Genomic DNA, 24,766 nt, shown 5'->3' with positions numbered 1-24,766 from the left:
GCCGCAGAGCGACAGTGGTGGAGCCACACTGCGGTTACTTGCCGCGGACGCCCAGGAGGACTTCGTCCCAGCTCGGCATGACGGGCTTGCCCTTCTTCGCGCGCGGGCGGGCCGGGGGCTGCTTGCTCGGTTCGGCCTGCGGCTCCGCCTCGGCGGCTGCGGGTTCGGGGACGGGCTCGGGGGTGGGTTCGGGGGTCGGCTCAGGGGCGGGCTCGGGAGCCGGGCGGGTGTCGCTGTTGCGGGCGGCCGGGTGGGTCGGCGCCGCCTCCCGCTGCACGGGCCGGGCGCTCTCGGTGCGCGGCGATTCGGTGCGCGGCGATTCGGTGCGGGGTGATTCGGTACGCGATTCGGTGCGCGACTCGGTGCGGGTGCGGACGGCGGTCCGCGCGGTGGCTGCGCGGCGCTGCTCCGGCGCGATCGGGGCGCCCCCGTTCACCGCCGCGGGCACGCTCTCGCTCGCCTGCTCCGCCTCCGCGGCCGGTGCCTCGGCCTCCTCGGTGCGCGCCATGTCGATCACCGGGCCGACGGGCCGCAGCGGCTGCTGCGGGCGGCCCTCGACCAGGTCCCGGGCGTGCTCGTCGAGCGCGGTGACGGTGCCGCCGTGTGCGCCGGGCTGGAAGCTCCAGTGCGCGCGGATGTCCGACTTCCCGGACCGCCAGCACAGGCCGACGACCCACTTGCCGTCCTCGCCCTTCCAGCTGTCCCAGTCGACGGTCGTCGGGTCCTGGCCGCGCAGCCCGAAGGTGTGCGCGACGGTCTCGTCGAGTGTCCGCAGGTCCGGGCCGTCCTCGCGGACGGGGTGCGCGTTGCGCGCGAGGTCGGCCGTGCGGGCGCGTTCGAGCAGCACCGGGTAGGCGAACCGTTCGATCTTCTGGCTGGGTACCCCGGCGGCGGCGGCCACCTGGTCCACGGACGCCCCGGCACGGATGCGGGCCTGGATCTCGCGTGGGCGCAACTGGCTCTCCAACTCGATCGCGATCTGGCCGAGCCGCGTCAGGTCTCCCCGGGCGGCGGCGCGGAGCTGTTCGTCCGCGGGCACCGTGTACCGCTCGCGGCGCGCCGAGTCCTCGAGGACCACCGCACCGTCCTCGGCGATCCCGACGACCCGCAACGACCGCATCTCCGCCGCACCTCCGCACTCGCCCGAAGCCCGACCTCGGCCCCCGTCCGGGTGACGGTAGATGCCGAATCGTGTCCGACGGGTGAGGCGCGCCGTGCCCGCTACCGGGCGTTTCCCGTGCCTCTCCCGACGAGCACGACCCCGAGCAGTCACAAGGCGTGCCGGAGTCGAGCAGTGTGGGGTGGATGTTACTGGTGTGACTACATTCCGTCACGCTCGGGCGTGAAAAAGGGGCCGGACCACGCGGCCCGGCCCCTCTCGACGGCGGGATCGGTCAGAGGTGCTCGACGACCCAGTCGACGCACGCGGTCAGCGCCGAGACGTCCGCGGGCTCCACGGCCGGGAACATGCCGATCCGGAGCTGGTTGCGGCCCAGCTTCCGGTAGGGCTCGGTGTCGACGACCCCGTTGGCCCGCAGGACCTTCGCGACCGCCGCGGCGTCCACGGACTCCGCGAAGTCGATCGTGCCGACGACCTGCGAGCGGTGCGCCGGGTCGGTGACGAACGGCGTGGCGAACTCGGACTTCTCGGCCCAGCTGTACAGCCGGTCGGAGGAGTCCTTGGTCCGGGCCACGCACCCGTCGAGCCCGCCGAGGCCGAGCATCCAGTCGATCTGGTCCGCCAGCATGATCAGGGTGGCGACGGCCGGGGTGTTGTAGGTCTGGTCCTTCACCGAGTTGTCGACGGCCGTGGCCAGCGACAGGAACGGCGGGATCCAGCGGTCCCCCGCGGCGAGGTCCGCGACGCGCTGCAGCGCGGCGGGGCTCATCAGCGCGAGCCACAGGCCGCCGTCGGAGGCGAAGCCCTTCTGCGGGGCGAAGTAGTAGGCGTCCGCCTGCGTGATGTCGACGGGCAGGCCCGCGGCGCCGGAGGTGGCGTCGATGACGACGAGCTGGCCGTCGATCGCCGCCTCGGGCCGCACGACCGGCACCGCGACGCCGGTCGACGTCTCGTTGTGCGCCCAGGCCAGCACGTCGCACGACGGGTCGGCGGTCGGCTCGGGCGCGCTGCCCGGGTCCGCGGCGACGACCACCGGGTCGGCCAGGAACGGGGCGCCCCGGGTGGTCTCGGCGAACTTCGCGGAGAACTCGCCGTAGGTGAGGTGCAGCGAGCGCTCCTTCACCAGGCCGAAGGCCGCGGCGTCCCAGAACGCGGTGGAACCGCCGTCGCCGAGCACCACCTCGTAGCCGTCCGGCAGCGAGAAGAGCTCGCGCAGGCCGGAGCGCACCCGTCCGACCAGGGACTTCACCGGCTTCTGGCGGTGGGACGTGCCCATGACGTCGCCCGCCCGGGCGAGGGCCTCGAGCTGCTCGGGACGGACCTTCGAGGGTCCGCAGCCGAACCGTCCGTCGCCGGGCAGGAGGTCCGCGGGGATCTGCAGGTCGCTCACGGGTCCCAGTGTCGCAAGTCGCGCGCGGGCGCGTGGGGTCGGCCCGTCCCAGCACGGGCGGTGATCGTCCGCAGGTCCCTCCGTCACGGCGTGTCGGCCAAGCGGGTGACACGTGAAACGAGGCTTCGGGATCGATCGAGAAGAGTCGGGTCTGCGTCGTGAGGGAAGGACCGTCATGGAGATCGACTGCGCACTCGCCGTCGGGGTGGCCACGCCCGAGCACGTCGCGCTCGCGGAGGAGCTGGGCTTCACCCGCGCCTGGTGCCACGAGGCGCCCGCGAGCTACGGCGACTCCGGCATGGCGCTGGCGGTCGCGGCCGGGCGCACGATCCGGATCCGGATCGGCCTCGCGGTCGGCGGCCACTGGCGGCGGTCCGCCACGGACGCCGAGTCCCTGGCGGACCTGGCCGCGCGGGCGCGCGGGCGGGCCGAGCTCGTCGTCGGGTCGCCCGGCGGGACCGGCCGGGACCCGGCTGCGCACGCGGCCGAGGTCCGCACGGAGCTGGCCCGTCGGCACGGGTTGACCGGCCTGCCGACCTGGCTCGCCCAGCCGGGTGCGAGCGCGTACGTGCCGCAGCCGCTCGGCGCGCCCGCGCCGCGGGGCACGGCGCTGCGCACGGTCGTCGAGGTCGCACCGGGCGCGGACCTCGAGCGCCTGGTCCGGCGGCTGCGTCCGGCGGGCCTGCTGCTGCGGCCCCGCACCGCGGACGTCGGGGTGGAGCTCGCGGAGTTCGCCGAGACGGTCCGGCGGATGGCCTCGATCGCGGCGTGACCGGATCCTGACGGCGCATGACCGCCCGGCCACTTCCCCGCGGCGGTCCCGTAGGGAACGCTGGGTTTCGTGACAGAACTCCGGTCCCGGCGGCGCGTGCACCCCGCCTGGTACGCCGCCGCCGCGACGTTCCTGGCGCTCATCGGCGCCGCCGCCTTCCGCTCGACGCCGGGGGTGATGGTCGAGCCGCTGCACGCGGAGTTCGGCTGGTCGATCGGCACCATCTCCGGTGCGCTCGCGGTCAACCTGGCGCTGTTCGGGCTCACCGCCCCCTTCGCCGCGGCGCTGATGGAGCGCTTCGGGGTGCGCCGGGTCGTGGCGGTCGCGCTGGTCCTGGTCGCGATCGGCTCGGGCCTCACGGTGTTCATGACGGCGTCGTGGCAGCTCGTGCTGCTCTGGGGCGTGGTCGTGGGCCTGGGCACCGGGTCGATGGCGATGGCGCTGGTGGCGACGGTCGTCGGGCGGTGGTTCGTCGCCCGCCGCGGACTCGTCTCCGGCGTCCTGACGGCGGGCACGGCCACCGGCCAGCTGATCTTCCTGCCGCTGCTGGCCCACCTGGTGGAGACCGACGGCTGGCGCACCGCCGCCGTGGCGGTCGCCGCGGCCGCGCTGCTCGTGGTGCCGGTCGTGCTGGCGTTCCTGCGGGACCGGCCCGCGGACGTCGGCGAGCTGCCCTACGGCGGCACGGCCGAGGACGTCGTCGAGCCGCTGCGGTCGGGCGCCGCCCGCCTCGCGGTGGGAACGCTGGCCGAGGCCGCACGCCGCCGCACGTTCTGGCTGTTGGTGGTCGGCTTCTTCATCTGCGGCGCCACCACGAACGGGCTGGTCCAGTCGCACTTCATCCCGGCCGCCCACGACCACGGGATGCCCGCGACCACCGCGGCGAGCCTGCTCGCGCTCGTCGGGATCTTCGACATCGCCGGGACGATCTGCTCCGGGTGGCTGACCGACCGCTTCGACCCGCGGATCCTGCTGCTGGCCTACTACACGCTGCGCGGGGTGTCGCTGGCGCTGCTCGTGCCGCTGTTCGGTGCCGACCTCAACGCCAGCATCTTCGCGTTCATCATCTTCTACGGCCTCGACTGGGTCGCCACGGTGCCGCCGACGATGGCGCTGTGCCGGCAGGCCTTCGGGGCGCGCGCCCCGATCGTCTTCGGCTGGGTGTTCGCGAGCCACCAGCTCGGCGCGGCGGCCGCCGCCCTGGCCGCGGGCCTGGTGCGGGACGCCCTGGGCAGCTACGACGCCGCCTGGTACGGCGGCGCCGTCCTCTGCGGCGTCGCCGCGCTCGCCAGCATCGCGATCCGCAGGCAGCGCACGCCGGTCCCCGCCACCGTGTGAGCGAACGGCGCGCTCGCCCACCAGGTGTGAGCGAGGGCGCCGTTCGCCGGAGCAGCAGCGGCATCAGGCGGTGAGCAGGTCCCAGCCCTCGACGTCCTGGGGCTTGCGGGGGCCGGGGCCGATGTACTGGGCGGAGGGGCGGACGAGCTTGTTCTCGCGCTTCTGCTCCAGGATGTGCGCCGACCAGCCCGCGGTGCGGGCGCTGGTGAACATCGCGGGCATCATGTGCGGCGGGACCTGGGCGAAGTCGAGGATGACGGCGGCCCAGAACTCGACGTTGGTCTCGATGGGGTGGTCGGGGCGGCGTTCGCGCAGGATCCGCAGGGCGGCCTGCTCGAGTCCGGCCGCGACCTCGTAGCGCGGGGCGCCCAGCTCCTGGCAGGTGCGCCGCAGCACGCGGGCGCGGGGGTCCTCGGCCCGGTAGACCCGGTGCCCGAAGCCCATGAGCTTCTCCTTGCGGTCGAGGATGCCGCGGACGAGCGCCTCGGGGTCCCCGGTGCGCTCGACCTCCTCGATCATGGGGAGGACGCGGGCGGGGGCGCCGCCGTGCAGGGGGCCGGACATGGCGCCGATCGCGCCGGAGAGCGAGGCGGCGACGTCCGCGCCGGTGGAGGCGATGACGCGGGCGGTGAAGGTGGAGGCGTTCATGCCGTGTTCGGCGGCGGAGACCCAGTAGGCGTCGATGGCCTTGACGTGGGCGGGGTCGGGGTCGCCCTTCCAGCGGACCATGAACCGTTCGGTGATGGTCTGGGCCTGGTCGATGCGGGACTGGGGGACGGCGGGGACGCCGATGCCGCGGGCGGACTGGGCGACGTAGGACAGGGCCATGACCGAGGCGCGGGCGAGTTGGTCGCGGGCCTCGTCGGGGTCGGTGTCCAGGAGTGCCTTGTAGCCCCAGTGCGGCGCGAGCATGGCCAGGGCGGCCTGGACGTCGACGCGGACGTCGCCGGTGTGGACGGGGATGGGGAAGGGTTCGGCGGGGGGCAGGCCGGGGCCGAAGCGGCCGTCGACGAGCAGGGCCCAGACGTTGCCGAAGGTGACGGACCCGACGAGGTCCTCGATGTCGACGCCGCGGTAGCGCAGGGCGCCACCGTCCTTGTCCGGCTCGGCGATCTCGGTGCGGAAGGCGACGTGGCCCTCCAGACCGGACTTGAAGCCGGGCGGGGGCGGGGGTACTTCGGACACCGGGGTCTCCTTCGTCGTCGGACACCGACGAGGACCGGTCGGCGCCGTCGGCCACATCCCAGAAATGCCGTCGTCACCTTCTCACGCCGGGGCCGGGCCGGGCGGTGTCCTGGGTCACGGACCCGAACGGAGGGTTTTCCGTCGTCACCGGGGTTGCCTACCGTCTGGGCATGACGGACACGACGCTCGCGCGGATGCGGGTCGACTACCAGACGAGCGGGTTCGACGTCGACCAGCTCGCGCCCACCTGGCACGAGCAGCTCGCGGCGTGGTTGGCCGCGGCCGAGCAGGCCGGGGTCGCCGAGCCGAACGCCATGGTCCTGGCCACCGCGGACCCGGCGGGCAGGCCCGCCTCGCGCACGGTGCTGTGCAAGGGCCTCGACGAGCGGGGTGTCGTCTTCTTCACGAACTTCACCTCGGCGAAGAGTCAGGACCTGCGGCAGTCCCACGAGGCGTCCGCGACCTTCCCCTGGTATCCGCTGCACCGGCAGGCGCACGTGCGCGGGATCGTGCAGCAGACCAGCTACGCCGAGGCCGACGCCTACTGGGCCACCCGGCCGCGCGGCTCGCAGCTGGGCGCGTGGGCCTCGGCCCAGTCGGCCGTCGTCGCCGACCGGAGCGTGCTCGACCAGGCGCTCGCGGACGTCGAGCGGCGGTTCGCCGACACCGAGGTCGTCCCGCGCCCGCCGCACTGGGGCGGCTGGCGGATCGTGCCGGACGAGGTGGAGTTCTGGCAGGGCCGCACCGACCGGATGCACGACCGGCTGCGGTTCGTGGGCGACCGGGACACCCGCACCTGGAAGGTCGTCAGGCTTGCGCCATGACACGGTGGTAGTGATGGCGGCGTGAGTACGCCACCCCCGGAGCAGCCGACGGACCCCCTCTGTCCGGACCCGCCGACCGTCCCGACCCCGGGACCGGCCGACGGGGACACCGCACGGCTGCCCCCGGAGCCGGAGGCCCCCACCGTCGCTTCCGCCTCCGCCTCCTCCCCGCACGCCCGCACCCGGCTGTCCCGGATCGCGCGCGGCGCCTTCGCCGACACGACCCCCCTGCGCACGCCCGCCTACCGGCGGCTGTGGGCCGCCGGCGTCGTCACGACGATCGGCGCGCAGCTGTCCGTCGTCGCCGTCCCCGCGCAGATCTACGCGATGACGCAGTCCTCGACCTACGTGGGGTTGACCGGGGCGTTCGGCCTGGTCCCGCTGGTGGTGTTCGGATTGTGGGGCGGGGCGATCGCGGACGCGGTCGACCGCCGGGTGATGCTGCTCGCCACGGGCACCGGCATCGCCCTGACCTCGCTCGCGCTGTGGGTGGTGGCCGAGAGCGGCATCGGGAACGTCTGGGTCGTCCTGGTGTTGTTCGCGCTGCAGTCGTCGATGCTGGCGATGAACATGCCCGCCCGCGCGGCGGTCATCCCGCGGCTCATCCCGGCGGCCCAGCTGCCCGCCGCGAACGCCCTGAACATGACGGTCACCCAGCTCGGCGCCGTGGCGGGCCCGCTGCTGGCCGGCGTCCTCATCCCGGTCATCGGGCTGGGCATGCTCTACCTGCTCGACGCGATCCTGCTGCTCGCCACGCTGTGGGCGACCTTCCGGCTGCCGACGCTGCCCCCGCAGGAGGCGAGCCCGCGCAAGGCGGGCCTGCGCCAGATCGTGGACGGCTTCCGGTACGCCGCGATGCACAAGATCCTGCTGGTGTCGTTCCTCGTCGACGTCGTCGCGATGGCCTTCGGCATGCCCCGCGTCCTGTTCCCCGAGATCAGCCACACCGTGTTCGGGGATCCTGTCGGCGGCGGCTTCGCGATGGGCCTGCTGTTCGCGGCCATCCCCCTGGGCATGGTCGCCGGTGGGGTGCTGTCCGGCTGGTTGGCGCGGGTCGCCCGGCAGGGTGTGGCCGTGACCCTCGCGATCTGCGTCTGGGGGCTGGGTGTCGCCCTCTTCGGCCTGACGTCCTCGTTGTGGCTCGCCGTGTTCTTCCTGGCCGTCGCCGGGGCGGCCGACCTGGTGAGCTCGGTGTACCGCAACTCGATGCTGCAGTCCGTGGCCACCGACGAGATGCGCGGGCGCATGCAGGGGGTGTTCACCGTGGTCGTCGCGGGCGGCCCGCGGCTGGCGGACCTGTGGCACGGTGCCGCGGCGGACGCCGTCGGGCCGGGGACGGCGGCCTGGATCGGCGGCGTGGCCGTGGTCGTGGTGACCCTGCTGGTCGTGTTCCGCTACCGCGAGTTCTGGGAGTACCGCGCGCCCGTCGCCCACACCCCGTAAGAGGTGTCCGGGTGAGTGATCCTTACCGCTTACGGCCGTCACGGCATCGCCCGAGGGGTACGGATCGCGCCCCGGCGCACTAGCGTGGCGGAAACGCAGAAGAAACCAGGGTGAGAGGGAACCTCCACATGGCTGACGAAGACACCGCCGTCCTGAACTACCCGGGCGGCACGCACGACATGGCGATCAAGACGCCGACCGAGGGAGCGTCGGCGGTCGACGTCAGCAAGCTCCTCGCGAAGACGGGGATGACGACGTTCGACCCCGGATTCACCAGCACGGCCGCCTGCGCCTCCGCGATCACCTACATCGACGGCGACGCCGGCATCCTCCGCTACCGGGGCTACCCGATCGAGCAGCTGGCGGACAACTCGAGCTTCCTCGAGGTCTCCTACCTGCTGATCTACGGCGAGCTCCCGACCGCCGAGCAGCTGCAGAAGTTCACCACGGACATCTCGCGGCACACGCTGCTGCACGAGGACCTCAAGGGCTTCTTCGACGGCTTCCCGCGGGACGCGCACCCCATGCCGGTGCTGTCGTCCGCGGTCTCGGCGCTGTCGACCTTCTACCAGGACTCGCTGGACCCGTTCGACGACGACGCCGTCGAGCTCTCCACGGTGCGCCTGATGGCCAAGGTCTTCACGATCGCGGCCTACGCGTACAAGAAGTCCGTCGGCCAGCCGTTCCTCTACCCGGACAACTCGCTGGGCCTGGTGGAGAACTTCCTGCGCATGACGTTCGGTTTCCCGGCCGAGCCCTACGAGGTCGACCCGACCATGGCCAAGGCCGTGGACACGCTGCTGATCCTGCACGCGGACCACGAGCAGAACTGTTCGACGTCCACGGTGCGGCTCGTCGGCTCCTCCCAGGCGAACCTGTTCGCCTCCATCTCCGCGGGCGTCAACGCCCTGTTCGGCCCGCTGCACGGCGGTGCCAACCAGTCCGTCCTCGAGATGCTCACCCGCATCCAGGAGGAGGGCGGCAACGCGGACGCCTTCATGGAGCGCGTGAAGAACAAGGAGCAGGGCGTCAAGCTCATGGGCTTCGGCCACCGGGTCTACAAGAACTACGACCCGCGCGCCAAGATCGTGAAGCAGAAGGCGGACGAGGTGCTCAAGGCCCTCGGGGTGACCGACCCGCTGCTGGACATCGCGATGCGGCTCGAGGAGAAGGCCCTCGCGGACGACTACTTCGTCGAGCGCAAGCTCTACCCGAACGTCGACTTCTACACCGGCGTGATCTACCGGGCCATGGGCTTCCCGACCAAGATGTTCACGGTCCTCTTCGCCCTCGGCAGGCTCCCGGGCTGGATCGCCCACTGGCGCGAGATGATGGGGGACCCGGCCAACAAGATCGGCCGCCCCCGCCAGCTCTACGTCGGCTCCGGCGCCCGCGACTACGTGGACGTCGAGAAGCGCTGACGCGCCCGTGCGTGGCGAGTGGTGCCAGAGCACCACTCGCCACGCACGACCCCGACCCGGGAGTCCCTCTCTTCGGACACGCGAGTCGGACGCCCGGGCGTGTGAGCCGGACGTCGGTTCGGCGCGCGGGTGGGGGCCTGCGCCGCTAGCGTCGATCCATGCCCGACCGCTCCGTCGTCTGGTTCCGGCGTGACCTGCGGGTCGCTGACCAGCCCACCTTCCTCGCCGCGGCCGACTCCGACGAGGCGTTGGCCCTGTTCGTGCTCGACCCGGCCCTGATCGCCCCGAGCGGTGGGGCCCGGCTGACCTTCCTCTACGGCTGCCTGCGCGAGCTGTCCGCGGCGCTGGGTGACCGGCTGCTGGTGGTCAAGGGCGACCCGGTGGACGTCGTGCCGCGGGTGGCCGAGGCCGTGTCCGCGTCGGTGGTGCACGTGGCGGCGGACTTCGGTCCGTACGGCGCGAAGCGGGACGAGGGCGTCGAGAAGGCGCTGGCGGACGCAGGCCGCGAGCTGCACCGGATCGGGTCGCCCTACGCCGTCGCGCCCGGGCGGGTCGTGAAGTCCGACGGCGATCCCTTCAAGGTCTTCTCCCCGTTCCGCCGCGCCTGGGCGGACCACGGCTGGCGCGACCCGGCCGACACCTCTGCGGCGACCGTGACCTGGATGGACCCGTCGGACAAGGACGGCGGCCCCCGGGCCGTCCGGATCCCCGACGACGTCGCCGTGGACGCCGAGCTGCCCGAACCCGGCGAGCGGGCGGCCCGCGCCGCGTGGCAGGACTTCCTCGACATCGTCGACGAGTACGGCGACACCCGGGACCGCCCCGACCGGCCCGGCACCTCGCGCCTGTCGCAGTACCTCAAGTACGGCTGCATCCACCCCCGCACGATCCTCGCCGACCTGGCGCAGCGCCGCTCCGAGAGCGCGAACACCTACCGGACCGAGATCGCCTGGCGCGAGTTCTACGCGGACATCCTGTTCCAGCGCCCGGACTCCGCCCGCCGCAACTACGACCGCTCCTTCGACGCCCTGCCGGTCGCCACCGGCAAGGAGGCCGACGCCGCGTTCGAGGCGTGGAAGGAGGGCCGCACCGGTTTCCCGATCGTCGACGCCGGGATGCGCCAGCTGCGCGCGGAGGCGTGGATGCACAACCGGGTGCGGATGATCGTGGCGTCCTTCCTGGTCAAGGACCTGCATCTGCCGTGGTGGTGGGGTGCCCGCCACTTCATGCAGCTGCTGGTCGACGGCGACCTCGCCTCCAACCAGCACGGCTGGCAGTGGACGGCGGGCAGCGGCACGGACGCCTCGCCCTACTTCCGGGTCTTCAACCCGATCACGCAGGGGGAGCGCTTCGACCCGAACGGCGACTACGTGCGCAAGTACGTCCCCGAGCTGCGGGGCATCGAGGGCAAAGCGGTGCACCAGCCGTGGAAGGTCGGGGTGCCGGAGGGCTACCCCGAACCGATGGTCGACCACAAGGCCGAGCGGCAGGAGGCGCTGGACCGCTACGAGCAGGTGAAGAACGCCCGTCGGTGAGGCGGCCTGCGCCCGGCCCCCACGGGCCACCCGACGCGGCATGTGGGTGAACGCCTAGGCTGGCCCCAGCACTTCACGAGGGGAGACCCGATGGCCGACCGACGCCGACCGACGCGCGGGATCGTGCTGGTCGGGCTGCTGGCCGGGGCCGCGGGCGCGGGCGTCTGGTGGTTCCGGCGCCGCCCGGACGGCCGCCCGCTCACCGACCAGTGGGCCGTGGCCACCGCTCCTCCCGCCGCCCGCTCGGTCGCGCCACCCGTCCCCAGCGAGCCCGAGGTGCGGGCCGAACTGTCGGCGCCGGCCGTGCCGACGGTGCCGCCTGCCCCGGTGGCCCCGTCCGAGCCGAGCGAGCCGGACGCCGTGGCCGAGCCCCATGCTGTGGCCGAGCCGGATGCTGTGGCCGAGCCGGATGCTGTGGCCGAGCCGGATGCTGTGGCCGAGCCCGATGCTGTGGCCGAGCCGGAAGCGCCGACCGAGCCGACCGAGCCGGACTCCCCGGCCGAGCCCGACGCCGCTGCGGAGGCGGCCGAGCCGGACGTGGCGTCCGAACCCGAGGCGCCGACCGCACCGTCGCCCGAGCCGTCCGACCCCTCCGCCCCCGAGGCTCCGGCAGCCGCGGACGACCCCACCGATGAGGCTCCGAAGCCGACCGACATGCCGGCGACGTCGAGCGTCGAGCCGGTGGGCGCGGTCGTCGAGGACGAGCCCGCCGAGCCCGCCGAGCCCACCGAGCCCGCCCGCCCCGCCACCCTCTTCGACGCGACCACCCCCTCCACGGCGCCCGGGTTCACCCCCTCGCTCACCCCCCGCGCGGCGCCCACGGACGACACCCCCACCGTGGCGATCCCCGCCGTCAACCCGGCCGAGCCCTACGGCCCCGGGTCGGCCGCGCCGCTCGCGGACGGGTCGGCTCCCGGCCCGGAGTACACGATCAAGGGGAACGCGTCGTCGATGCTGTTTCACCCGCCGTCGAGCCCGTACTTCCGGCGCACGAAGCCCGAGGCCTGGTTCCGCACGGCGGAGGACGCCGAGAAGGCGGGCTTCACCGAGTGGAAGCCCAAGCCCCGCGCCACCTGATCCACTGTTCGGGAGCGGAACGGTCGAATCCCGACCGCCACCCGCCCCACGAGTGGATCATCGCGACCGCCGACGACGGAGTACCGCCTCACCGAGGCGGCGCGGGAGCCCACCCTGCGCACGGACCGGGCCGAGCGCCCACCGGGCCCCGTGCACCGGGCCCCGTGCATCGGGACCCGTGCACCGGGCCCGGCGGGGCTACGACGAGCGCAGGGCCTCCGACCAGGACACCCGCGCCCCCGTGCGCAGCACCGAGTTGCGGTAGATCCGCGCCGCCACCGCCACGACGGCGACGATCGTGGCCGCCGTCAGCAGGATCGCGATCAGGACCTGCCACCACGGCGCCACGCCGAGCGCCTGCCGCGCGGGCATCAGCGTGGGGGAGAAGAACGGGACGAAGGACAGGACCGTCGCGAGGGTGTTGCGGGGGTCTCCCGGCAGCACCGACACCGCGAAGATGAACGGCAGCAGCAGCGGGAACATGATCGGCGCCACCAGCGACTGCAGCTCCTCCTGCCGGGACACCATCGACCCCGCGGCGGCATAGACGGACGCGTAGAGGAAGAACCCCAGCAGGTACCAGATCACGGCCGCGACCAGCGCAGGCCCGGCCGCGGACGGCGCGCTCAGCACCCCCGTCACGGACCCGACGACCACCCCGATCGCCCCCAGGATGAGCAGCTGCAGCAGCCCGACCGCGCCCAGCCCGAGCACCTTGCCCGCGAGCAGGTGCAGCGGCCGGATCGTGGACAGCAGCAGCTCGACGACCCGCGAGGACTTCTCCTCCACCACGCCCTGGGCGACCGCGGACCCGTACCCGATCAGCGACATGAACAGCAGCACCGAGGTGACGATCGCCAGCCCGAGCCGCTGTCCCCGCTCGGGGTCCTCGGGTTCGAGCGTCTGCACGGCGACGGCGCCCGCCGCCGCGACGGTGGCCGGGTTCTGCCCCGCCGCCTGCAGCGCCTGGTCCAGGGTGGCCTGCCGGACCACGGTCGAGACCAGCACCTGCAGCTCGGACCCGACGGCGTCCCGTCCGGTCAGCGTCCACCCCGACGGGTGGTCCAGCACCGCGTCGAGGTCCCCGGACTGCAGCTGTTCGGCACCCTCGGCGGCGGACACGTCCACCACCGTCAGGGTGCGGCCTGCCACCGTGGCCGCCTGGTGGAGGGCCGGGACCATCGACTGGGCCGCGGGCGTCACCCCCAGCGAGTCCGACGACGTCCGGCTGCCGATGAACTGGAAGATCAGCGCGTAGACACCGAAGATGACCAGCGAGATCACGATCCCGACCGCGAAGCTCCGCGAGCGCACCTGCGTGGTGAACTCGCGCCGGGCGACCAGCCCGATCGCCTGCTGCGGGGACAGCCCACGCCGGGCCGACGACTCGTTCGCACGCTCGCTCATCGCGACACCACGTCCTTGTAGAGCTCGGTCAGGGGCGGTCGGTGCGGCGTGAACTCGTGCACCGGCCCGGCGGCCAGCGCCGCGGCGAGGACGTCCTGGTCGGAGGCGCCGGCCAGCTCCACCCGGGTGTGCGGGCCGTCCTCTGAGACCACGCTCACCCCGGGCACCGCGCCCGCCCAGTCCCGCGGCCCCACGACGTCGATCCGGGACACCCCGCCCGAGCGCAGCTCCGGCACGCTCCCGACGGCCACCATCCGCCCGGCCGCGATGATCCCGACCCGGTCGCAGAGCCGCTCCACGAGATCGAGCTGGTGGGAGGAGAACACCACCGGCACACCCTCGTCCGCCTTGTCCCGCAGCACTTGGCTCATCACCTCGACGGCGGTGGGGTCCAGCCCGGAGAAGGGCTCGTCGAGCACCAGGATCTCGGGGTCGTGGACCAGCGCCGCGCACAGCTGCACCCGCTGCTGGTTGCCCAGCGACAGCTTCTGGACCTCGTCACCCACCCGTTCCGCGACGCCGAGGCGCTCGGTCCAGCGGGTGACGGCGGCGGCCGCGTCCGCGGCGGACACCGCGTGCAGCCGGGCCAGGTAGGCGAGCTGCTCGCCGACCTTCATCTTGGGGTAGAGCCCGCGTTCCTCGGGCATGTACCCGATGCGCCGCCGCGCCTCGGCGTCGATCGCCGTGCCCTTCCACCGCACCTCGCCCGCGTCCGCGCTCAGCACCCCGAGCACGATGCGCATGGTCGTGGTCTTGCCGGCCCCGTTGCTGCCGACGAACCCGAACACCTCGCCCGGACGCACCGAGAAGGTGACGTCCTCCAGCGCCGTGCGGGTCCCGAACCGTTTCCGTAGCCCCCCGATGTCCAACACGATCACCGAACCTACTGGTGTCCGGCAACACGCAGGCAATACACGGCCGAGACACTCGCCCGATGAGCCACGTCGTGGTCTGCGGCGTCGGTGCGGTGGCGCTGCGCATCGTCGAGCAGCTGGTGGACGCCGGCATCGAGTGCGCGGTCGTCGACGCGACCGACCGGCCCGACCCGGTCACCGAGCACCTGCTGGCGGGCTGGGGGGTGCCCCGGCACCCCGGCAGGCTGCGGGAGGCGCTGCGTGCGGCGGGCGCCGAGAAGGCCGCCGCGGTCGTCGTGGCCCCGGACGACGATCTCGTCGCCACCGAGGCCGCCCTGCTCGCCCACCAGGTCGCCCCGGACACCCGGTTGGTCGTCCGGGTGGAGAACCGCGCGGTGGGCCGGGCGCTCGGTGGGCACGGCACCGTGCTGGACGTCGCCGCGCTGGCCGCGCCGTCCGTCGTCGAGGCCTGTCTGGGGCGGCGCCCGCACCCGCTGGACCTGGGCGGACGACGGTTCGTGGTCACGACCGTGGAGGCGCCGCGGGCGGGCACGCTGCGCTCCCTCTACGGCGTCCTGGCCCCGCTGGCCGCGGAGGACGCGCTCTGCCCGGGCCGCGACCATCCCGTCGCCGCGGGCGAGGAGGTCACCCTGATCGGCACGCCGGAGGAGTTCGGGCCGCTCGTCGAGGAGGTCCCCGAACCCGTGCGGGTCGGGGCGCGCAGCGCGGGCGCCGAGCGGGCGGTGCGAAGGGCGGACGAGGGTGGGCGCGCGGGGGCGCTCACCCTGATCCGCAGCCTGCTCGCCGAGGCCGAGCGCCCCCTGAAGGCGACGGCCCTGGTCCTGCTCGCCGTGTTCGCGCTGTCGGTGTTCGTGCTCCGCGCCGGCTACGTCAAGCCCGACGGCCGGGGTATGAGCTGGGTGGACGCCGTCTACTTCACCGTGGAGACCATCGGCACCGTCGGCTACGGGGACTTCTCCTTCGCCGAGCAGGCGACCTGGCTGCGGATCTACGCGATCGGGATGATGTTCCTGGGCGTCGTCCTCGCCGCGGTGCTGTTCGCCCTGCTCACCCAGATGCTGGTCAGCAACGGCCTCGAGCGGTCGTTGGGCAGGAGCCGGGTCGAGACGATGCGCGGGCACGTGCTCGTCGTCGGGCTCGGCGCGGTGGGCATCGGCGTGCTGGAGGGGCTGCTCGCGGCGGGCGCGCGCCCGCTCGTGCTGGAGCGGGACGAGGCCAACCGGCACCTCCCGCGGGCCCGGCAGCTCGGCGTGCCGATCGTCATCGGGGACGCCACGGACACCTCCGTGCTCGCCGCGGTCAACCTGGTCGAGTGTGCGGCCGTGGCCGTGCTGACCAGCGACGATCTCGTCAACATCGAGGCAGGCCTCGCCGTGCGGGACCAGCTCGGCGACCGCTGGCGGGACGTCCCGGTGGTGCTGCGGCTCTTCGACCGGGACCTGTCCGAGGCGGTCGAGGAGGGTTTCGGCTTCGACCACGTCCGCTCGACGGCCGCGCTCGCCGCCCCGTGGTTCGTCGGCGCCGCGCTCGGGCTGGACGTGCTCGGCACCTTCTACGTCGACCGGACCCCGTTCATGGTCGGACGCCTCCCGATCGGCCCCCAGCTCGACGGGCGCGCCATGCGCGAGCTCTCCGCCCGCACCCGGGTGGTCGCCCTGCGCCGCGCGGACGGCACGGTCGACACCCCGCGCAGAGACACCCGCTTCGCCGAGGGCGACGACGCCTACGTGGTGGGCCCCTACACCGAACTCCTGGCGTTACTCACCCACTGACCCGACGCATTATGGAACCATAATGGCCGTTTCGGGCCCCGAAAACGACGTTATGGTTCCATAATGCGGTGGGTCAGACGGCGGAACCGTCGGGCATCGTGATCCCGTAGCCGCGGATGCGTCGGTAGATCGTGGCTCTGCTCATGCCCAGTCTGCGGGCGGCCTCGGCCTTGTTGCCGTCGGTGTCCAGCAGGGCGTCGACGATCGCGTCGCACTCGATCGCTTCCAGGGGCGTGAGCACCCGACGGGTGATCGCCCGGACCTCCGGCGGCAGGTCCTCCGGCCGGATCACCCCGGTCCGCCGCCGCGCGACGACCTTGCGCAGCACCTGGTAGAGCTGGTCGACGTTGCCGGGCCAGCGGTTGCGCATGAGCACCCGCATCGCCTCGGGCGAGCAGTGCAGGTCGGCGCCGCGGGTGAGCCGGGCCAGCAGGTAGGGCACCAGCTCCGCGACGTCCTCGATGTGGTGGCGCAGCGGCGGCACCTCGATGCTGCGCGGGAAGCAGCCCTGCAGCTCCGCGAGCTCCGGGGAGTCCGGGCCGTCGGTGCCGTGCGCCCGGGTGGCGACGACCCACTGCCGCTCCGGGTCGGTCGACTCCCGGTGCGGGTCCAGGACGTCCGCCAGGGCCAGCGCGTGGTCCGCGGACAGCACGTCGATGTGTTGCAGCACCAGCGTGCCGCCACCGGTCGCGAGCTCGTCCGCGACCTCGGCGAGCCACGCGGGCGAGGCGTGCGCCGCGTCGAGCACCCGGACGTGCCCGGCGGGGGAGTGGGCCTGGTGGGTGGCCCGGGCCAGCGTGGTCCGGCCGGTGCCCTCCTCGCCCTCGAGGACCAGCCACTCCCGCATGCGGAAGTGCCGGTCGACGGTCTGGGCGCACTTCGTCCACAGCGCCCCGGACCCGACGGCGGTGGGCAGCGCGGCCCCGACGGCGGCCGCCGTGTGCCGGGTCGCGACCGGCGCCTTCGACACGAGCTGGACCTGCAGGACCCCGCCGGAGAGCGAGCCCTCGGCCCAGCTCGGTCGACACTGCACCCGCGCGGTGTTCCCGCTGGGCAGGTCGACGAGCAGCTGGCGGCGCCGACCGGTCCGCAGCGCCTCGGTGGCCTCGGCGATGAGCGGGCCGTGATCGCCCGCGTCGAGCAGCTCGCGGGCCTTGTCGTTCATCATCATCAGGTCCGCGCCGACGGCGACGACGGCCCCCCGCCCGCGGCGGCAGGCGGCGAGGTAGTCGTGCAGCAGGGTCAGCTCGCGGCGGCCCGACTGTTCCAGCAGCCGCTCCTCGATGCGGTGCGCGATCGTGGCGGCGGTGGCGGCCATCAGCGCGCTGGCCTCGTTCCGCCAGCACGTCAGGTCGAGCACCCCGAGCAGCTTCCCGGAGACGGGGTGGTGGATCGGGACGCCGGCGCACGCCATGTCCTCGAGGTGGTCGACGTAGTGCTCGTGCCCGTAGACCTGCGCGGGGGCGCGGCCTTCCAGCGCGGTGCCGATGCCGTTGGTGCCGACGTACTGCTCGGCGTAGCTGTAGCCCGGGGCCAGCCAGATCCGGTCGAGCTGGCGGCGCAGCGCGCTGTCGCCGGTGCGCCGGTCGAGGACCACGCCCTCGTCGTCGCAGAGGATGACCGAGACGGGCTCGGTGGCGAACGTGTCCGCGATGTCCTCGACCACGGGACCGGCCGCGCGCATGAGCGGGCTGTCGGGTTCGGCGTCGATCTCGTACGGCAGTTCGAGGTGGTCGCTGGCCACGGAGAAGCTCCGCGACCGCGTCCAGGACGCGAGGATCGGCGGCCGGACGAGACCCGGCGGGGGCTCCTCGTCGTGCAGGAAGGACTCGCGGGCGAGGGCGATCCGCTCGGCCGCCGGCCCGACGGCCACGGGCGCGACGACTCCGGCTCCGGACCCGACTTCGGTATCCGGCGCCTCGTGGTGGGTAGTGCGCTCAGACATCTTGACCAACCGGTTGCCCTTCTCGGAGCAGCTGTGGTCCGCGGTGACGCGGCAGCCGGTATCGATCCGGACGCTACCGCCCGGACGTGAGGAACGATAGGCCCTGGTCAGGGGGGCACCGTCTCAGATTGAGACCGCACAGGAGACGCGTCGGAGGTGTGATCTGCACGTCGGACGGATGTGACCCACGTCGCAACCGCCCGATCACACAGGGACGATGACGAGACCGCACACCCGCGCCGTCGGTGCCGCGTCGCCCTCTGTGCCACTCACCCACCACCGTGAGGAGACGACGTGAGTCGGCAGAGCTTGGCGAAGGCTCACCAGAAGATCCAGGAACTCGCCTGGGAGCCGCAGTACCACGAGCCGTACATGAAGTACGGAACCGACTACACCTTCCGGAAGGCGGCGAAGAAGGACCCGCTCAAGCAGGTCCTCCGGAGCTACTTCCCGATGCAGGAGGAGAAGGACCACCGCGTCTACGGTGCGTCCGACGGTGCCATCCGCGGGAACATGTTCCGCCAGGTCCAGGAGCGTTGGCTGGAGTGGCAGAAGCTGTTCCTGAGCATCATCCCGTTGCCGGAGGTCTCGGCGGCGCGCTCGATGCCGATGCTGTTCCACGTGGTTCCGAACCCGGAGCTGCACAACGGTCAGGCGATCCAGATGATCGACGAGGTACGCCACTCGACGATCCAGCAGAACCTCAAGCGCCTGTACATGAACAACTACATCGACCCGGCGGGCTTCAACAACAGCCTCCGGAACTTCCACAGCGACTACTGCGGCACCATCGGCCGCCAGTTCGCCGAGGGGTTCATCACGGGCGACGCGATCACCGCGGCGTCGATCTACCTGACGATCGTGGCCGAGACCGCGTTCACCAACACCCTGTTCGTCGCGATGCCCGCCGAGGCGGCCGCCAACGGTGACTACCTGTTGCCCACGGTCTTCCACTCGGTGCAGTCCGACGAGTCCCGCCACATCTCCAACGGCTACGCCACGCTGCTCATGGCGCTGTCGGACGAGGACAACCGCCAGCTGCTCGAGCGTGACCTGCGGTACGCGTGGTGGAACAACCACCGCGTGGTCGACGCCGCGATCGGCACGTTCATCGAGTACGGCACCAAGGACCGGCGCAAGGACCGCGAGTCCTACGCCGAGATGTGGCGCCGCTGGATCTACGACGACTACTACCGTGCGTACCTGATCCCGCTGGAGAAGTACGGCCTGGTCATCCCGCACGACTTGATCGAGGAGTCGTGGAAGCAGATCTGGGAGAAGGGCTACGTCCACGAGGTCGCGCAGTTCTTCGCCACCGGGTGGCTCGCCAACTACTGGCGCATCGACTCGATGACGGACGAGGACTTCGAGTGGTTCGAGTACAAGTACCCGGGCTGGTACGACAAGTACGGCAAGTGGTGGGAGAACTACAACCGCCTGTCGAAGCCGAACGGGCACAACCCGATCGTCTTCGAGGACGTGGACTACGTCTACCCGGCCCGGTGCTGGACCTGCATGGTCCCGTGTCTGGTCCGTGAGGACATGGTCACGGCCGAGGTGGACGGCCAGCACCGGACCTACTGCCACGAGGTCTGCCGCTGGACGGACGTCGAGGCCTTCCGTCCGACGTACCAGGGTCGCGAGACGCCGAACATGGGCCGCCTCGTCGGCAAGCGCGAGTGGGAGACGCTCTACCACGGCTGGAACTGGGCCGACGTGGTCTCCGACATGGGCTTCGTCCGGGACGACGGGAAGACGATGACGGCCCAGCCGCATCTCGACCTCGACCCCAAGAAGATGTGGACGCTGGACCACATGCGGCGGTGTCCTCCGCTGCAGTCGCCGAACGTCCTGTTCAACGAGATGAGCGACGCGGAACGGGCCGCCTACGTCGCCGACTACAACAAGCAGGGCCCCGCCGGCCGCCCGGCGCCGCAGAGCTGAGTCGCAGCTCAGCCAAAGGCGCCTGAGCGCGGGTCAGGCGAGGGGGAGGGCACGGGGCCTCCGTGCCCTCCCCCGCTCTCTGCCCTCTTCCCGCGAACGAGTTCGAGAGGGGCCCACCACATTGGGTGACAAGCACGTCGTCCGGTTCGAGCCGGTCGGCATCGAGATCGAGGTCGACGAGGACCAGACCATCCTGCGTGCGGCCGCCGAGCAGGGCGTGCAGTTGATGCACGGCTGCAAGGAGGGCCAGTGCGCGGCCTGCAAGTCGTTCGTCCTCGAGGGCGAGGACATCGAGTTGGACAGCTACTCGACCTTCGCCCTCCCCGACTACGAGAAGGAGGAGGGCTCGACACTGCTCTGTCGGGCCCACGCCTACGAGGACCTCACCATCGAGCTCCTCAACTACGACGAGGAGATCATCCGGTCCGGACTGCCGCTGCGTAAGGGCAAGGTCCAGGTCGTGGCCAACGACGAGGTCACGCACGACCTGCGCCGGCTCGTCGTGAAGCTGATCGAGCCCGAGGAGATCAAGTTCTTCCCGGGGCAGTACATGGACTTCATCGTCCCGGGCACGGAGGAGTCGCGGTCGTTCTCGATGGCGAACACCCCGAACCGCGAGGGGGAGTTCGAGTTCGTCATCAAGATCTACCCCGACGGCCTGTTCTCCGAGTTCCTCGCGGAGAAGGTGCAGGTCGGCGACCAGCTCGAGGTCGAGGCGCCCTTCGGGACGTTCACGCTCCGCGAGAACCGCACGTCGGACATCGTGTTCGTCGGCGGCGGCGCGGGCATGGCGCCGATCCTCGGGCTGCTCCGGTCGATGGCCGAGCGCGGGGTCGAGCGACGGGCGCGGTTCTACTACGGCGCCCGGGCCACCCGTGACCTGTGCTTCGCCGAGGAGATCGCGGCACTGGGGGAGCAGCTCCCGTCGGGGTTGACCTACACCCCGGCGCTCTCCCACCCCGACGACGAGCCGTGGTCGGGCCAGACGGGCCTCATCACGGAGGTCCTGCAGGCGAACGAGTCCACATTGGAAGGAGCCGATGCCTATGTCTGCGGTCCGCCGCCCATGGTCGACGCGGCGATCGCGACGCTGACGGCACTGGGCGTGCGCGAGGAGAACATCTTCTACGACAAGTTCACCACCACCGGTGAAACAGAAGGCGAGGACGGCTGATGACCACCACGGAACGGCCCGAACGCAGTGTCCCGAAACCCGTCTTCACCGACGCGGAAGCCGGCGCACGCGAGTTCCCCGACTCGGGCGCGAGCGCCCGCCGGTACAACTACTACAAGCCGGCGAAGCGCAAGCAGACCCACTACGAGGACGTCACGGTCGACGTCCAGCCGGACCCCCGGCACTACCTGTCCCAGGGCTGGATCTACGGCTTCGCGGACGGCAGCGCCGGATACCCGCTGACCTGGACGAAGCTCAAGGCGTGGGGCGTGGACCGCCCCGAGCCCGAGCGCTTCCCCGGCTCCGGCGGCAAGGGCTACGAGTGGCCCGCCCACGGCTGGCACGAGTTCCGCGACCCCAACGAGGAGTGGGAGCTCACCTTCTACCGGTACAACGCCAACGTCGTCCGGCAGGTGAACCAGAACATCGAGAACGCCCGCAACGCCAAGGCGTTCGAGCAGTGGACCCCGAACTGGATCCAGTTCGTGGAGCGCAACGTCGGCGCCTGGATGCACATCGAGCACATCCTCGGCCTCTACGTCTTCGCGGCCTGCAACCGCTCCGGACCGACCAACATGCACAACACCGCCATGGCGGTGAACAGCATGCACAAGATCCGGTTCGCCCAGGACCTCGCGCTGTACAACCTCACCCTCACCGAGGAGATCGAGGGCTTCGACGGCACCGCGCACCTGGAGGCGTGGAACTCCGACCCGGAGTGGCAGGGCGTCCGGAAGGTCACCGAGGCCCTCACCGCGGTCGACGACGACTGGGGCGAGTCGATCTTCGCCACCAACGTCGTCTTCGAGCCGCTGCTCGGCGAGCTCTTCCGCTCGAACCTGGTCATGCAGGCCGCCGCGGGCAACGGCGACTTCGTGACGCCCACGGTCATGGGTGCCGCGGAGTTCGACTTCGCCCAGCGCGACCTGCGCTGGACCCAGGCCTGTTTCGGTCCGCTCACCCAGGACAAGGAGTTCGCGGACTACAACAAGGACCTGATGCAGGGCTGGCTCTCGCACTGGGTGCCGCAGGCCATCGAGGCCGCCCGTGTGCTGCAGCCGATCTGGTCGCTGCCGGACGCCAAGCCCCCGCGCTTCGAGGACAGCCTCGACCGCGCCAAGAGCCGTTTCTCCGGAATCGTGACCGACCTCGGTCTCTCCGTCCCGAAGGAGCTGTCGCAGTGACGTCGTTCAAGACCGCAGAGAGTCCGTTCAAGGCGGACAACACCGCGTCCGGCAAGGCCGGGGTGACGCTGATGAACAACCAGATCGGCGTGGTCGTCGCGGAGGTGATGGACCAGCAGGAGAACGTCACGATCACGCACCTGCCGTCCATGATCCGCGTGGACTGCGTGGGCCGCATGGACTTCGTCTACGACGACATCTCCGAGGCACTCGGCGAGGAGCCCGGCTTCTACGACGCCGCCGAGTTCGAGGAGAACATGTCGACCCACTACGGGAAGATGATCCACATGGACGACCGGACCGTGATGTTCGGCAACCTGGAGGAGGCCGCCGAGTTCATCGGCGACATGCTCCCCCCGCCCGTCAAGTAACCGTGAGCGGCGATGGTCGCCATGGCGACCATCGCCGCTCACGACCCCCGTCGGCCCTGGTGAGGCCCACTGCGCCGACGGTCGCCTTCGCCGCACCGTTCCCGTCGACGTCCGGTTCCGCAGCCGGACGTCGACGGGGAGGTCGGTTCACCCGCGCACGAGACCGACGTCGCTCTCATCCCAGGAGGACCCGCAGTCATGGCCAAGGAACTCAAGTTCGGCGCGGACGCCCGCAGGGCGCTCCAGGCCGGTGTGGACCAGCTCGCCGAGGCCGTCAAGTCCACGCTCGGCCCCAAGGGCCGCAACGTCGTCCTGGAGAAGATCACCGGCACGCCCGAGGTCACGAACGACGGCGTGACCATCGCCCGCGAGATCCACCTGCGCGACCCCTTCGAGAACATGGGCGCGCAGATCCTCAAGGAAGCCGCGATCAAGACCAACGACATCGTCGGGGACGGCACCACCACCGCCACCGTGATGGCGCAGGCCATCGTCCGCGAGGGCATGAAGGCCATCCAGTCCGGCGGGAACCCGGTGCTGGTCAAGCGGGGCATCGACCTCGCCGTCGGGCGGATCGTCGAGCACCTGTCCGGGGTCGCCCACCCCGTCGACTCGCTCGAGCACCTCTCCCGCGTCGCCGCGATCTCGGCGAACGACGACGAGGGCATCGGCTCCGTCGTCGCGCAGACCCTGCACACCGTCGGGGACGACGGCGTCATCTCCGTCGACGACGGCCCGGTCCTCGGCCTGCAGGTGAACTTCGTCGAGGACTTCGAGTTCGACAACGGCTACGTCTCGCCCTACCTGGTCACGGACCCGGGCTCGATGACCGCCGTGCTCGACGACCCGTACATCCTGCTGTCCGCCGAGAAGATCACCGACGTCCGGCAGCTCATGCCGGTGCTCGAGAAGATCATGCGCGACCCGCGGCCGCTGGTCATCGTGGCCGAGAAGGTCGAGGGCACGGCCCTGCAGATGCTGGTGCACAACCACGTCAACGGCCACCTCAAGGTCACCGCCATCCAGGCCCCCGGCTTCGGGGAGAAGCGCATCCACCTCCTGGAGGACATGGCCGCGCTCACCGGCGCGAAGGTGCACTCCAAGGCGTCGAGCTTCGCGCTGGAGCAGATGACCGCCGAGCACCTCGGCCGGGCCGCGCAGGTCCGGGCCACCAACGAGGAGACCGTCATCATCGGCGGCGGCGGGGCGCGGGAGGCCGTCGACCGGCGGCTGGCGCAGCTGCGGGCCGAGATGGCGCGCGCCTCCATCGGCACGGACGAGGACTGGCTCAACGACCGCATCGCCCGGCTGTCCGGCAAGGCCGCGATCATCTCCGTCGGGGCGCCGACGAACGCGGAGCTCAAGGAGATCCGCCACCGCGTCGACGACTCGCTGCAGGCCACCCGGGCCGCCATGGCCGAGGGGATCGTGGCGGGCGGCGGCTCGGCGCTGCTGCACGCGGAGTCCGCGCTCAACGACCTGGACGTGCAGGGCGACTACCGGATCGGCGTCGAGATCGTGCGGGCGGCGCTGACCGAGCCCGTCACGCTGATCGCCTCGAACGCGGGCTACGACGGGGCGGACGTCGTCAAGCAGGTCTCCGACCTGGGCGTCGACGAGGGATTCGACGCCCTCGAGGGCCGCTTCGGGAACATGATCGAGATGGGCATCATCGACCCGCTGCGGGTGGTGCGCTCCGCGCTGCAGAACGGCGCCTCGGTGGCCGGCCTGATCCTCACGACCAACAGCCTGGTCGCCGAGGAGCAGACCCCCTGGAACAAGGCGCTGATGACGGAGTACGGCCCCCTCGACGAGGGCATCCCGCAGCCGAGCCCGGACAGCTCGACCCCGCAGTCCCTGGGCCTCGGCCCGTCGATGGGCTAGGCACCGACCCTCGGCATCATGGAGCCACAACGGCCGTTTTCGGCCCCCGAAACGGACAGTGTGGCTCCACAATGCGGGCCCAGGACGCGACACGGCCCCCTCTCG

General features: G+C 71.9%; 19 protein-coding genes. 13 read left to right on the top strand and 6 right to left on the bottom strand.

Annotated features, from left to right (window positions below; all coding sequences use genetic code 11):
- Positions 1-34 precede the first annotated feature (34 nt).
- Together sepH and serC are read right to left on the bottom strand one after the other, a co-directional pair.
- Positions 35-1,120 (bottom strand): septation protein SepH, encoded by a 1,086-nt coding sequence (gene sepH, locus L3X23_RS21905; protein ID WP_237194131.1) that lies wholly within the window; start codon positions 1,118-1,120, stop codon positions 35-37.
- A 274-nt stretch (positions 1,121-1,394) separates the two neighbouring features.
- On the bottom strand, positions 1,395-2,510 hold the full coding sequence (serC, locus tag L3X23_RS21900) for a phosphoserine transaminase (protein ID WP_237194129.1): 1,116 nt from the start codon (positions 2,508-2,510) through the stop codon (positions 1,395-1,397).
- Between the two features lie 175 nt (positions 2,511-2,685).
- Here serC and L3X23_RS21895 point away from each other — a divergent pair, with 175 nt between their 5' ends.
- Together L3X23_RS21895 and L3X23_RS21890 are read left to right on the top strand one after the other, a co-directional pair.
- Positions 2,686-3,282, top strand: coding sequence for an LLM class flavin-dependent oxidoreductase (locus L3X23_RS21895; protein WP_237194127.1), 597 nt, complete (start codon positions 2,686-2,688; stop codon positions 3,280-3,282).
- 69 nt (positions 3,283-3,351) lie between these two features.
- Positions 3,352-4,620, top strand: coding sequence for an MFS transporter (locus L3X23_RS21890; RefSeq protein WP_237194125.1), 1,269 nt, complete (start codon positions 3,352-3,354; stop codon positions 4,618-4,620).
- Between the two features lie 63 nt (positions 4,621-4,683).
- On the opposite strand, the gene L3X23_RS21885 is transcribed toward L3X23_RS21890, so the two are convergent.
- Entirely contained in the window at positions 4,684-5,862 is a 1,179-nt protein-coding gene (locus tag L3X23_RS21885) for a citrate synthase 2 (RefSeq protein WP_374204889.1), read from the bottom strand.
- Between the two features lie 113 nt (positions 5,863-5,975).
- Between L3X23_RS21885 and pdxH the strand changes: the two genes are divergently transcribed.
- From pdxH to L3X23_RS21860, 5 genes are all read left to right on the top strand, one after another.
- Positions 5,976-6,629: a pyridoxamine 5'-phosphate oxidase gene (gene pdxH, locus L3X23_RS21880; RefSeq protein ID WP_237194123.1), complete on the top strand. Its 654-nt coding sequence runs from the start codon at positions 5,976-5,978 to the stop codon at positions 6,627-6,629.
- A 186-nt stretch (positions 6,630-6,815) separates the two neighbouring features.
- Positions 6,816-8,072, top strand: coding sequence for an MFS transporter (locus L3X23_RS21875; RefSeq protein WP_237198093.1), 1,257 nt, complete (start codon positions 6,816-6,818; stop codon positions 8,070-8,072).
- 128 nt (positions 8,073-8,200) lie between these two features.
- Positions 8,201-9,493, top strand: a complete 1,293-nt coding sequence (locus tag L3X23_RS21870) for a citrate synthase (protein ID WP_237194122.1) — start codon at positions 8,201-8,203, stop codon at positions 9,491-9,493.
- 158 nt (positions 9,494-9,651) lie between these two features.
- Entirely contained in the window at positions 9,652-11,028 is a 1,377-nt protein-coding gene (locus L3X23_RS21865) for a deoxyribodipyrimidine photo-lyase (RefSeq protein ID WP_237194121.1), read from the top strand.
- A gap of 90 nt (positions 11,029-11,118) precedes the next feature.
- Positions 11,119-12,105 carry a hypothetical protein gene (locus L3X23_RS21860; RefSeq protein ID WP_237194119.1) on the top strand — a complete coding sequence of 329 codons (987 nt, stop codon included), beginning with the start codon at positions 11,119-11,121 and terminating at the stop codon, positions 12,103-12,105.
- Between the two features lie 198 nt (positions 12,106-12,303).
- Here L3X23_RS21860 and L3X23_RS21855 read toward each other — a convergent pair whose 3' ends face one another.
- Positions 12,304-13,512, bottom strand: coding sequence for an ABC transporter permease (locus tag L3X23_RS21855; RefSeq protein WP_237194117.1), 1,209 nt, complete (start codon positions 13,510-13,512; stop codon positions 12,304-12,306).
- Entirely contained in the window at positions 13,509-14,390 is an 882-nt protein-coding gene (locus tag L3X23_RS21850; RefSeq protein WP_237194115.1) for an ABC transporter ATP-binding protein, read from the bottom strand. Before L3X23_RS21850 ends, L3X23_RS21855 begins: the two co-directional genes overlap by 4 nt.
- 56 nt (positions 14,391-14,446) lie before the next feature.
- Between L3X23_RS21850 and L3X23_RS21845 the strand changes: the two genes are divergently transcribed.
- Positions 14,447-16,159, top strand: coding sequence for a TrkA family potassium uptake protein (locus tag L3X23_RS21845; RefSeq protein ID WP_237194113.1), 1,713 nt, complete (start codon positions 14,447-14,449; stop codon positions 16,157-16,159).
- Between the two features lie 73 nt (positions 16,160-16,232).
- On the opposite strand, the gene L3X23_RS35885 is transcribed toward L3X23_RS21845, so the two are convergent.
- A complete protein-coding gene (locus L3X23_RS35885) occupies positions 16,233-18,032 on the bottom strand; it encodes a helix-turn-helix domain-containing protein (RefSeq protein WP_308116929.1) in 1,800 nt (599 codons plus the stop codon).
- 381 nt (positions 18,033-18,413) lie between these two features.
- Between L3X23_RS35885 and L3X23_RS21830 the strand changes: the two genes are divergently transcribed.
- The 5 genes from L3X23_RS21830 to groL all read left to right on the top strand — a co-directional run bounded on the left by L3X23_RS21830 (position 18,414) and on the right by groL (position 24,661).
- The gene (locus L3X23_RS21830; RefSeq protein WP_237198091.1) at positions 18,414-20,048 is read left to right on the top strand and encodes a methane monooxygenase; all 1,635 of its coding nucleotides are present in this window, start codon (positions 18,414-18,416) and stop codon (positions 20,046-20,048) included.
- A 121-nt stretch (positions 20,049-20,169) separates the two neighbouring features.
- Positions 20,170-21,222, top strand: a complete 1,053-nt coding sequence (locus L3X23_RS21825) for an FAD-binding oxidoreductase (protein ID WP_093084642.1) — start codon at positions 20,170-20,172, stop codon at positions 21,220-21,222.
- Positions 21,222-22,406: an aromatic/alkene monooxygenase hydroxylase subunit beta gene (locus tag L3X23_RS21820; protein ID WP_237194111.1), complete on the top strand. Its 1,185-nt coding sequence runs from the start codon at positions 21,222-21,224 to the stop codon at positions 22,404-22,406. The genes L3X23_RS21825 and L3X23_RS21820 overlap by 1 nt, the downstream gene beginning before the upstream one ends.
- Entirely contained in the window at positions 22,403-22,777 is a 375-nt protein-coding gene (mimD, locus tag L3X23_RS21815; protein ID WP_237194109.1) for a propane 2-monooxygenase effector subunit MimD, read from the top strand. The genes L3X23_RS21820 and mimD overlap by 4 nt, the downstream gene beginning before the upstream one ends.
- A 198-nt stretch (positions 22,778-22,975) precedes the next feature.
- The gene (groL, locus tag L3X23_RS21810) at positions 22,976-24,661 is read left to right on the top strand and encodes a chaperonin GroEL (protein WP_237194106.1); all 1,686 of its coding nucleotides are present in this window, start codon (positions 22,976-22,978) and stop codon (positions 24,659-24,661) included.
- Positions 24,662-24,766 lie beyond the last annotated feature (105 nt).

This window comes from Pseudonocardia sp. WMMC193 (assembly GCF_021728735.1).
GTDB classification, from domain to species: domain Bacteria; phylum Actinomycetota; class Actinomycetes; order Mycobacteriales; family Pseudonocardiaceae; genus Pseudonocardia; species Pseudonocardia oroxyli.
The sequence above is the reverse complement of the archived record's forward strand: the minus strand, read 5'-3'. Positions and strand labels throughout refer to the sequence as shown.